The following is a 9,712-nucleotide window of genomic DNA, read 5'->3' as shown; positions in this document are numbered from 1 at the left end:
TCGTAGGCGAGCGAGGCGACCCGCGGCGGGCTCGCGCCGAAGCGGGCCTGATAGCGGCCGGCGAAGGCGGCAAAGCCGCCGGCCTCCGGCGCGGCGAAGCGCCCGCCCTGGAGGGCGGGCAGGGCGAAGAGCCGCGGCTCGTTCCACAACGCCGTGCCGACCGGCCGGACGCGGGCGGGCGCGAAGCCCGCCCTGGTCAGCGCCGCCGCCACCGCCGGCAGCCCGTCGGCGGTCTCGGGCAGGAACAGCGTGTCCGCCTGCGCGCCGGCGCCCGTGATCACGCCGCCGAGCCGCGCGATGGCGGGTTCGGGCGCACCCGGCGCATAGCGCTCGATCCCGGCGAGCCGCGCGCCCTTCCGCGCCACCACCTCCCGGAACTGCGCCTCGACGGCGTTGCCGTAGGCGTTCTCGGGGATCAGCGCGGCGAAGGAGCGCCGGCCGCCGGCCACCGACTCGTCGACGATGCGCTCGACCTCCGCCTGGGGGAGGAAGCTCAGCAGGTAGGTACCGGGCCCGGCGACGCCGGCATCCGTCGAGAAGGCGATCACCGGCTTGCCCGCGGCGCGCGCCGGCCCCGACGCGGCGGCGACGTTGGCGGCAAACAGCGGCCCGAGCACGAGCTCGGCGCCCTCGGCGATCACCGCGGCCGCCGCCTCGCGGGCGCCGTCCGGCGCGCCGCGGTCGTCGCGCACCAGGATCTGGAGGTCCGGCTGCTGGAACTCCTCCATCGCGAGTTCGGCGGCGTTTCGCATCGCCGCGCCCAGGGCGGCGCCCTGGCCGGACAGCGGAACCACGAGGGCGACCTTGACCGAGCCGGTGCCGATGCGCCCCGGCCCGGCAGCCGTAGCGGGCGGCGCGGGCGCGGGATCGACGGGCGGCGCGAGGTCGGCCTGCAGCGGCGGTGCGGACCGCACCGCGCGCGGCCGGTCCGCCCCGCCGACGCAGCCGCACAGCGCCAGGATCAGGCCGAGGGCGGCGCCGGCCCGCAGAATGCGCGGCGGGGCGGAACGCGCCATCGCGGGGGTCTCCTTCAGGCCGGTGCGTCGCCGGCGCATCACGCGCCGCGCTTACGCTTAAAGTGTGGACCCGAAAAGTAAACGCGGGTGGATCGGGCGCGGAAATTCCGCTCCGCCCCGTGCCGTGGCAAGGTCGGGGCGATGACACAGCGAATCGATCCCGCACGCAGGCCCGCCCGCAAGGAACCCTCGGGCAAGGACTCCTCGGGCAAGGCCTCCTCCGGCAAGGCTTCCTCCGGTAAGGCCTCGACCTTCACCGCCTTCGGCCTCGCCACCGAGGCCGAGCCCCTGGCGCCCGGCCTGCACGTCGTCGCGACGCCGATCGGCAACCTGCGCGACGTCACCATCCGGGCGCTGGCGACGCTGGCCGCCGCGGACGCGGTGCTCGCCGAGGACACCCGCGTCACCCGCACGCTGCTGATGCATTACGGCATCACCACGCCGCTGCTGGCCTATCACGAGCACTCGAACGCCGCCGTCCGCGAGCGGATGGTGCGGCGGATGCAGGGCGGCGAGGCGCTGGCGCTGGTCTCGGATGCCGGCACGCCGCTGGTCTCGGACCCCGGCTTCAAGCTCGTCCAGGCGGCGATCGAGACGGGGTTGTCCGTCACGCCGATCCCCGGTCCCTCCGCGGTGATGACCGCGATCGTCGCGGCGGGCCTGCCGACCGACCGGTTCTTCTTCGAGGGGTTCCTGCCGCAGAAGGGCGGCGCCCGCCGCAACCGGCTCGCGGCGCTGGCCACGGTGCCCGGCACGCTGGTGCTGTTCGAATCGCCCCACCGCCTGCCGGAGATGCTCGTCGATGCGGTCGCGATCCTCGGCGGCGCCCGGCCGGCGGTGGTGGCGCGCGAACTCACCAAGATGTTCGAGACGATCCGCCGCGGCACGCTGGGGAGCCTTGCCGACACCTTCGCCGACGAGGGGGCGCCGAAGGGCGAGGTCGTGGTGGTGATCGGCGCCGCGCCCGAGGAGGCGACGCCCGAGGAGGCCGATGCCGGGCTCGACGCGGCGCTCCGCGCGGCACTCGGGCGGCACTCGATCAAGGACGCGGCGAGCCTCGTCGCCGACGCGACCGGGCAGCCGCGCCGCGCCGTCTACAACCGCGCGCTGGTGCTGGCGCGCGATGCGGCGTCCTGACGCCGCCCGCCGCCGGGCAAGCGAGCGGCGCGGGCGCCGCGCGGAGTGGCTGGCGCTCGCCGCGCTGATGCTGAAGGGCTACCGCCCGCTGGCGATGCGGGTGAGCGCATCCGGCGGCGAGATCGACCTGATCGTGCGGCGCGGGGCGACACTGGCCTTCGTCGAGGTGAAGGCGCGCGGGTCTCTCATCGAGGCGCAGGAGGCCATCGGCGCCGCCAAGCGGCGGCGCTTCTCCCGCGCGGTGCGGACGTGGGTCGCACGGCACCAGTTCGCCGCCGGCCTGACGCTTCGCGCCGACGCGGTCTTCATCGGCGGACGCGGCTGGCCGGTCCACCTGCCCGACGCGTTCCCGATCGAAGGTCTGTGACCCCGGTCTCAGCCGCGCGCGGCGCTGATCGCGCCGATGAGCGTGCGCTTGAGGTCGGCTTGGCTGAAGGGCTTCTGCACCACCGGGCGGTCGCGGAACGGCTCGCGGATGCCGGCGCCACCGTAGCCCGTCGAGAACACCAGCGGCAGGTCGCGCCTCGCGATCGCCTCGGCCACCGGATAGATCGGCTCGCCCGCGACGTTGACGTCGAGGATCGCGACCTCGAAGCTCTCGCCCTCGGCCATCTCCAGCGCGGTCGAGAGCCGCGCGGCGGGGCCGACCACGGTGCAGCCGAAATCGAGCAGCATGTCCTCGAGCAGCATCGAGATCGCGGCTTCGTCCTCGACGACGAGCACCCGCTTGCCCTGGAGGACGTCGTCGTTCGGTTCCGCGCTCACGCCGAGGTGTCTTCCTTGTCGATGCGTCCCGTCGCCGGAACGTCGCCTTGCGGCTCAGACCCGAACCCGCACGTTCCGGCGCGTCGTCTCGCGACGGCACAACCTTGAGGGCGCATGGGGCGGGTGAGGGGTCGCCCGGAACGCCCGACGTGTCAAGCACCCGTCGCAGGTCCCGCGCGGGCCAATGTTACACGGCGATACATTTCGCGATAGGGGTGGGCCCGTGTTCCGGCAGAGGGTTTTCCAGGCGATGAACCGATCCGTCCCGATCCTCGCACGGCGCGCGCTGCTCGCCGGCCTCGGCGCCTGCGTCGCCGCGGGCCGGGCCCGGGCGCAGGGCGCCGTGGTGGTCGCCTCGAAGAGCGACACCGAGGGCACGCTCACGGCGGCCATGATCGCGCTGTGCCTGGAGGACATCGGCATCCCGGTGCAGCGCCGCATCGGGCTCGGGCCGACGCTGATCGTGCGCTCCGCCCTGCTGTCGGGCGACATCGACGTCTATCCCGAATACACCGGCAACGGCGCCTTCTTCACCGGCACCGAGGCCGATCCGGCCTGGAAGCTGGCGCAGAGCGCCTACGACACGATCGCCCGGGCGGACCTGGCCAGGGGGCTCGTCTGGCTGGGGCGGGCGCCGGCCAACAACACCTGGCTGATCGCGGTGCGCGGTAGCCTCGCCCGGCGCGAGCGGATGACGAGCATGGCCGACTTCGCTGACGCCGTCCGCCGCGGGCTGATCCGGCTCGCGGCCTCGACGGAGTTCGTCGAGAGCCCGGCGGCGCTGCCGTCGTTCGAGGCGGCCTACGGGTTCTCGCTGCCGATGGACCGGATCGTCAGCCTGCCCGGCGGCGACACGGCCGTGACGGCGCGCGCCGCGGCGCAGGGCATCAGCGGCGTCAATGCCGGCATGGTCTACGGCACCGACGGGGCGCTCGACGCCCTCGACCTCGCCGTGATGGCCGACCCGAAGGGCGCGCAGATCGTCTACGAGGTCGCACCCGTGATCCGGGCCGCGACCCTGGAGCGGTATCCGCGCATCCGCGAGAAGCTCGATCCGGTCTTCGCGCGCCTCGACGCCGCGACCCTGCGCCGCCTGAACGCGCGCATCACCGTCGAGGGCGGGCTGGCCGGGAGCGTGGCACGGGATTTCCTTCGCGACGCCGGCTTCATCGGTTGAGTTCCATGACGACATCGACGGATGCGGCGCGGCCCGCCCCGGGACCGGCCGGGGAGACCTCGGCCGCCGGCCGCATCGGCGGGCTGGCGCTCGCCGCCGCGTTCCTCGCCGCGCTCTACGGGCTGCCGCTGCTGCGCGTGGCCAAGAACCGCCTCGTCGTCGGCGAGCCGGTGTTCGCGGTCGGCGGCTTCGGGCCGGAGATCGAGGCGGTGGCGGCGCTGGCCGTCGGCGCGGCGGTCCTGGCGCGGACCGGTCGCAGCCGCGTCGCCGCGGTTGCGGCCACCGTGCTGCTCGCCCTCGCGCTCGGGCTTCTCGTGCTGGGGCTGGGCTCGGCCGCCGACGACCTGATCGCCGGCGAGCCGCCGGCGGCCCGCGCCGGCCTCGCCTCGGGCGCCTGGACCGGGCTGCTCCTGCTCGGCGGCGGCTTGGCGCTGCTGGCGCGGCGGACGGGCGTTCCCGGCCTCGGTGCGGCGCTGGCCTGCGGGTTCGTGCTGTTCGTGGCCGCCACCGGCCAGGCCGGGGCGCTCGGCGGGCTGTCGCTCGCCGTCGAGTTCGCGGCCCGCGGCGACGCGGTCGGCGAGGCGCTCGTGCGGCACCTCCTGCTGTCGGGCGGGGCGGTGCTGCTCGCCGCCGCGGGCGCGGTGCTGCTGTCGCTGTGGCGGCGCGGGCAGGGGCTCGCCGAGATCCTGGTCGGCGGCATCCAGGTGGTGCCGGCGGTGGCCCTGTTCGGTGCCCTCGTCGCGACGACCTCCGGGTTGCTGCGGGCGGTGCCGGCGCTGCGCGAGGCCGGCCTCGGCGCGCTCGGGCCGGTGCCGGCGCTGGTCGGCATCGCCGCCTACCTTCTGCTGCCGCTGTGGCGCGGGCTCGCGCTGGCCCTGAAGGCGCCGGACCCGGCGACGCTGGACGCCGCCGAGGCGATCGGGCTGACGCCGCGGCGAATCCTGTTCGACGTGCGCCTGCCGATCGGCGCGGGTATCCTGATCGGCGCGCTCCGTGTCGCCTGCGTCCAGGGCATCGGCCTGGCGACGCTCGGCCCGCTGGTCGGCGCGGGCGGCCTCGGCGGCATCGTCTTCGACGGGATGGCGCAGTTCGCCCCGGACCTGATCCTGCTCGGCGCGATCCCGGTCGTGGTGCTCTCGCTCGCCGTCGAGCGCGGCCTGAGCTTCGCCGAGGACAGGGTCCGGCAGGGGCGGGCATGAGCCTCCCGCGCGCGCTCCGTCCGGCGCTCGGGGCGCTCGCGGCCGGGCTGGTGCTCGCGGCGCTGAGCCATCCCATCGTCGCCTCGGCGGTCGTCGCGGGGCTCGGCGAGGCGCCGCGCCGGGCGCTGGCGCCCGCCTATCTCGGCGCGCTCGCGGTCCACCACCTGCTCCTGGCCGGCCTCGGCCTCGGCCTCGTCGCGGCGGCGGGCATCGGGCTCGCGATCCTCGCGACCCGGCCGGGCGGGACCGTCGTCCGCGGCGGCATCGACACCTTGGCCGCCGCCGCGCAGGCGGTGCCGCCGGTGGTCGTCGTGGCGCTCGCCCTGCCGGTGCTCGGTTTCGGCGGGCCGCCGACCCTGCTGGCGCTGGTGTTCTACGGCCTGATGCCGACGCTGCGCGGCACGGTCGGGGCGATCGAGGCGGTGCCGGCCGACGCCCGCGAGGCCGCGACCGCCCTGGGGATGACGCCCGGCCAGACGCTCGCCCGCGTCGAACTCCCGCTCGCGGCGCCGGCCATCGTCGAGACGCTACGCACCGCCCTGGTGCTTGCGGTGGCCACCGCCGCGGTCGGGGCGCTGGCCGGGGCGTCCACCCTCGGCACGCCGATCGTCGCCGGCCTGCAGAACCAGAACACCGTGCCGATGCTCCAGGGCGCCGCGGCGACCGCGGCCCTCGCCTTCCTGTGCGATGCCGCGATGGTGGCCGCCGCCGCCCTCATCCGCCGCTAGAACAGTTTCCATGATCTTCGGATCACGGAAACTGTTCCAAGTCTCTGTGCAGTCGCATTTTCTTCACACGAGCCGGTATCCACCTCGCTGGAAAATGCTCTAAAAACGGGAACCTACTCGTCCTTGAAGGTGACCTTGGTGCCCTTCGCGACGCGGGTGGCGAGGTCGCGGGCGTTCCAGTTGGTCAGGCGGATGCAGCCGTGGGACTCGGTCTTGCCGACCTTCTCCGGCTCAGGCGTGCCGTGGATGCCGTAGGACGGGATCGCGAGGTCGATCCAGACGAGGCCGACCGGGTTGTTCGGGCCGGGCCGGATCGAGAACTTCTGGCGCGATTTCACGCCCTTGAAGCGGTATTTCGGGTCGTAGGTGTAGAACGGCTCGAAGGCCACGCTCTTGACCTTTGTCTCGCCGCTCGGGGCCGGCTTCTCCTCGCTGCCGATCGAAGCCGGATAATAGGCCACGAGCTTGCCCTCCTTGTCGAAGGCGCGCACGTCGTGGTTCCCCTTGTCGACCTCGACGCGATCGACCTTCGGCTCGCCCGGCGACGCCTTGGCCTTCGGCTTGTCGGTGCCCATCGGCTCCACGCCCGCGACGAGGATCACCGTGCCGGCCTTGTCGAGCGGTTTGTCCGGGTTGAGCTCGCTCACGAGGTCGCGGCTCATGTGGAACCGCTCGGCCAGCATCTCGCGGGGGTTGGTGTAGCTCATCGCCTTGAGGTCGGCCTGCTCCTCCATCTTCGCCGGGATCTTGTCGACGTAGGGGCCGGCGACGTCGGCCTCGGTGAGGGTGTAGTCGCTCACCACCGGCGCGCCGCCCGTGGCCGCGAGCTTCTCGAAGACCGCCTGCGTGAGCGATTTGGTCGCGGGCAGCCCCTGCGCCACCGCGTAGGCCGAGAGCGCGCCCTGAAGGTTCTCGCCGTCCCGCCCGTCGATCGCGCCGGGGAAGAACCGCGCCCGGTCGAGCAGCACCTGGAGCTTGATCGTCAGCGGGTCCGGCCGGTCGCCCGCCTTCGCGGTCTCGGCCGCCTTCTTCGGCTCGTCCTTCGCCGGCGCCGCGAAGGTCGCGCCTGTGATCGCCTCGGCGTTCAGGGGGGCGGGCGCGTCGCCCTTCGCCGCATGGGCGGACCCCGTGAGGTGGGGAAGGGCGATGCAGGAAACCGCGACGGCCGCGAGGCCGGCCCGCATCGAGAGCGCGCGCGTCATGATGGATTGTGACTCCCGGAGCCGATCCGCTCCGCCGCGACAAGCGGCGAAGGGGCGTCGGCGTTCCGGCGCCGCGATGGCAACCCACAGGATTGCCCGCACGCGCCGCACGCCGGAGCCTACTGGCAGAGCCGGTGGCCGGCGCTGCGCTCGCGCTCGTCGAGGTGGAGGTGGTTGCCGTGCTCGGCGTTCGAGCCGGGGCCGAGCACGGTGCGGAAGACGCCGCAGGCGCGGGCCCGCACCGCGTCGAGGAAGCGCCCTTCGGCCGACCCCTCGGGCATCGGTCCGACGGGGACCGGCCCGCGCCCCGTGAACGTGAAGCCCATCACGTCGATGCCGTTGGCGAAGGCGTGCTCGCTGAGCTTGGCTTCGCGATCGTGATTCTGGCCGCGGCACTCGTAGGAGGTGCCGATCGCGATGGTCTTGAGCGGCTGCTTCAGCTCGCGCTCGGCCGCGACCTGCACCTCCGTCGCCCAGCGTGCCAACGCCTCGGCGGCACCACAGGTGAGCGTCGCGGATTGCGGCAGGCCGACGCCGTCGCCGAGCTCGGTCAGCCTCAGCGGCAGCGGCGTGCCGCACTGGCCGTTGACGATCGCCGGCAGCGGCTCGAAGGCGACGCCGAGGCGCTTGAGGCGAACCCGGCAGGCGGTGTCGTCGGGCGCGGCGACCTTGAGCGCCAGCGCCGCCTCGCCCGCCAGCTCGGGCGGCCGCTCCGGCGGCAGGGGCGGCGGCACCGGCATCGCGCCGGGCTTGCCCTCGGCGGTCCCGGACGCGGCAGGGGCGGGATCGGCCGGTGGCGTCGGCGTGCGCTCCGTCGGCCGCTCCGGCGGCAGCGGCGCCTCTCGCGCGGCCGCTCCCGGCGCCGCGGGCGGCGGGCCCGGCTTCAGGGCGTCCGGGCGCGCCGGCGGCAGCGGGACCGTCGCCTCCGGCGGCCGCTCACGGGTCTGAGCCCGCACATCGCCCCCGGGCGCCGGGGCGAGCAGGGCCGCGCCGGCGAGCGCGAGCGCCGCGGCGCGTCGAGGCCGACGCGAACCTTTGCTCGAACCCATGAACGTCCCATCCCACCTAGCCGGCCGCGACGAAACGATCCTCTGCGACGGGCTAACGGTCACGATCGGGCGGTTCGCGGCGTCGAGCAAGGACGCCGCGGCCACGACGACCATCATTCTGCGTCACCACGCGCCAGAAGCCGGGACGCGCGAGGATCCGGATCGGACCGGCCGGTGCCGGCCCTCCACGACGCAGGCCATCGAATCGTCGGCGCGGGCCGAGGCCGGTGCGGCGGCGCATGGGATCGCGTATCCTGGCAAACGTCGCCCCTGACGGGCTTGGCCATGTCCGCCTTTGCAGTCGGGTGCGAAAACCCCCATGTTCCGGCCGGCGACTGCACCGCGAGCACGAGAACCGTCCATGACGCCTGCACCCACGGCCGGGCTCGACGGCCTGCCGCGCGAAAACCCCTTCTCCGAGGCCGCCTGGGGCACGCCCTTCGCGCTGCCGCCGTTCGAGCGCATCCGGCCGGAGCACTACCTGCCGGCCTTCGAGGCGGCGCTGTCGGCCCACAGGGCCGAGATCGCGGCGATCGCCGGCGAGACCGCGGCGCCGAGCTTCGTCAACACCGTCGCCGCGATGGAGCGGGCCGGCCTCGCGCTCGATCGTGTGGCCGGCGTGTTCTACAACCTCGCCGGCAGCCACACGAATCCGGAGCTTCAGGCGGTCGAGCGCACCATCGGGCCCCGGCTCGCGCGCCACGCCAGCGCGATCTACCTCGATCCCGATCTGTGGGCGCGCATCTCCGCGATCGACGCCGACGCCGAGTCGCTCGGCGGCGAGGAGCGGCGGGTGCTCGACCGCTACCGCACCCGCTTCCGCCGCGCCGGCGCCGGCCTCGGGCCGGAGGCGAAGCTCCGCGTCGCCGAGATCGCCGCGCGGATGTCGGAACTCGGGACGCGGTTCAGCCAGAACCTGCTGGCCGACGAAAGCGGCTTCGTGCTGCCGCTCGACGGTGCGGACGACCGCGCCGGCCTGCCGGACTTCCTGCTGGCCGCCGCGGCCGATGCCGCCCGGGAGCGGGGCGGCGCGCACGGTCACGTCATCACCCTGTCGCGCTCGCTGATCGAGCCGTTCCTGGTATTCTCCACCCGGCGCGACCTGCGCGCGCGCGCCTACGCGGCCTGGACCCGGCGCGGCGAGGGCGGCGGCGCCACCGACAACCGCGGGATCATCGCCGAGATCGTGCAGCTTCGCGCTGAGCGCGCGCGGCTCCTCGGCTTCGAGAGCTTCGCCCACTTCAAGCTCGACGACACCATGGCGGCGACGCCGGACGCGGCGATGGACCTGCTGCGCGCGGTCTGGACCCCGGCGCGCGAGCGCGCGGTCGCGGAGCGCGACCGGCTCCAGGGGCTCGTCGAGGCGGAGGGCGGCAGCTTCGCGCTCCAGGCCCACGACTGGCGCCACTACGCCGAGAAGCTGCGGCGGGCCGAGCACG

The 9,712-nt window shown here is 74.5% G+C and carries 11 protein-coding genes; 7 read left to right on the top strand and 4 right to left on the bottom strand.

Going from position 1 to position 9,712, the window contains the following annotated elements; genetic code table 11:
- On the bottom strand, positions 1 to 1,016 hold a 1,016-nt coding region (locus tag ACFE86_RS18920), incomplete at its 3' end, for a penicillin-binding protein activator (protein WP_375456869.1).
- A 141-nt stretch (positions 1,017 to 1,157) separates the two neighbouring features.
- Between ACFE86_RS18920 and rsmI the strand changes: the two genes are divergently transcribed.
- Entirely contained in the window at positions 1,158 to 2,153 is a 996-nt protein-coding gene (gene rsmI, locus ACFE86_RS18915) for a 16S rRNA (cytidine(1402)-2'-O)-methyltransferase (RefSeq protein WP_375456868.1), read from the top strand.
- On the top strand, positions 2,140 to 2,520 hold the full coding sequence (locus tag ACFE86_RS18910) for a YraN family protein (RefSeq protein ID WP_375456867.1): 381 nt from the start codon (positions 2,140 to 2,142) through the stop codon (positions 2,518 to 2,520). Before rsmI ends, ACFE86_RS18910 begins: the two co-directional genes overlap by 14 nt.
- Before the next feature lie 8 nt (positions 2,521 to 2,528).
- On the opposite strand, the gene ACFE86_RS18905 is transcribed toward ACFE86_RS18910, so the two are convergent.
- The gene (locus tag ACFE86_RS18905) at positions 2,529 to 2,918 is read right to left on the bottom strand and encodes a response regulator (RefSeq protein ID WP_375456866.1); all 390 of its coding nucleotides are present in this window, start codon (positions 2,916 to 2,918) and stop codon (positions 2,529 to 2,531) included.
- Between the two features lie 250 nt (positions 2,919 to 3,168).
- Between ACFE86_RS18905 and ACFE86_RS18900 the strand changes: the two genes are divergently transcribed.
- Genes ACFE86_RS18900 through ACFE86_RS18890 form a run of 3 tightly spaced genes read left to right on the top strand, consistent with a single transcriptional unit; the run spans position 3,169 to position 6,022 of the window.
- Positions 3,169 to 4,095 carry a glycine betaine ABC transporter substrate-binding protein gene (locus ACFE86_RS18900; protein ID WP_375456865.1) on the top strand — a complete coding sequence of 309 codons (927 nt, stop codon included), beginning with the start codon at positions 3,169 to 3,171 and terminating at the stop codon, positions 4,093 to 4,095.
- Between the two features lie 5 nt (positions 4,096 to 4,100).
- Positions 4,101 to 5,294 (top strand): ABC transporter permease, encoded by a 1,194-nt coding sequence (locus ACFE86_RS18895; RefSeq protein WP_375456864.1) that lies wholly within the window; start codon positions 4,101 to 4,103, stop codon positions 5,292 to 5,294.
- Entirely contained in the window at positions 5,291 to 6,022 is a 732-nt protein-coding gene (locus tag ACFE86_RS18890) for an ABC transporter permease subunit (RefSeq protein WP_375456863.1), read from the top strand. Before ACFE86_RS18895 ends, ACFE86_RS18890 begins: the two co-directional genes overlap by 4 nt.
- 113 nt (positions 6,023 to 6,135) lie before the next feature.
- Here ACFE86_RS18890 and ACFE86_RS18885 read toward each other — a convergent pair whose 3' ends face one another.
- Both ACFE86_RS18885 and ACFE86_RS18880 read right to left on the bottom strand, forming a co-directional pair.
- Positions 6,136 to 7,224, bottom strand: a complete 1,089-nt coding sequence (locus ACFE86_RS18885) for a L,D-transpeptidase family protein (RefSeq protein ID WP_375456862.1) — start codon at positions 7,222 to 7,224, stop codon at positions 6,136 to 6,138.
- Between the two features lie 119 nt (positions 7,225 to 7,343).
- The gene (locus ACFE86_RS18880; RefSeq protein WP_375456861.1) at positions 7,344 to 8,273 is read right to left on the bottom strand and encodes an extensin family protein; all 930 of its coding nucleotides are present in this window, start codon (positions 8,271 to 8,273) and stop codon (positions 7,344 to 7,346) included.
- On the opposite strand from ACFE86_RS18880, the gene ACFE86_RS18875 reads away from it, so the two are divergent.
- Together ACFE86_RS18875 and ACFE86_RS18870 are read left to right on the top strand one after the other, a co-directional pair.
- Positions 8,272 to 8,547 (top strand): hypothetical protein, encoded by a 276-nt coding sequence (locus ACFE86_RS18875; RefSeq protein ID WP_375456860.1) that lies wholly within the window; start codon positions 8,272 to 8,274, stop codon positions 8,545 to 8,547. The genes ACFE86_RS18880 and ACFE86_RS18875 overlap by 2 nt on opposite strands.
- Positions 8,548 to 8,634: 87 nt before the next feature.
- Positions 8,635 to 9,712, top strand: a 1,078-nt coding sequence (locus tag ACFE86_RS18870; protein ID WP_375456859.1) for a M3 family metallopeptidase, incomplete at its 3' end; no start/stop codon positions are given.

The organism is uncultured Methylobacterium sp. (assembly GCF_964244095.1).
Lineage (GTDB): Bacteria > Pseudomonadota > Alphaproteobacteria > Rhizobiales > Beijerinckiaceae > Methylobacterium.
Note: the sequence above shows the minus strand (reverse complement) of the source record. Positions and strands in the feature narration are given on the sequence as shown.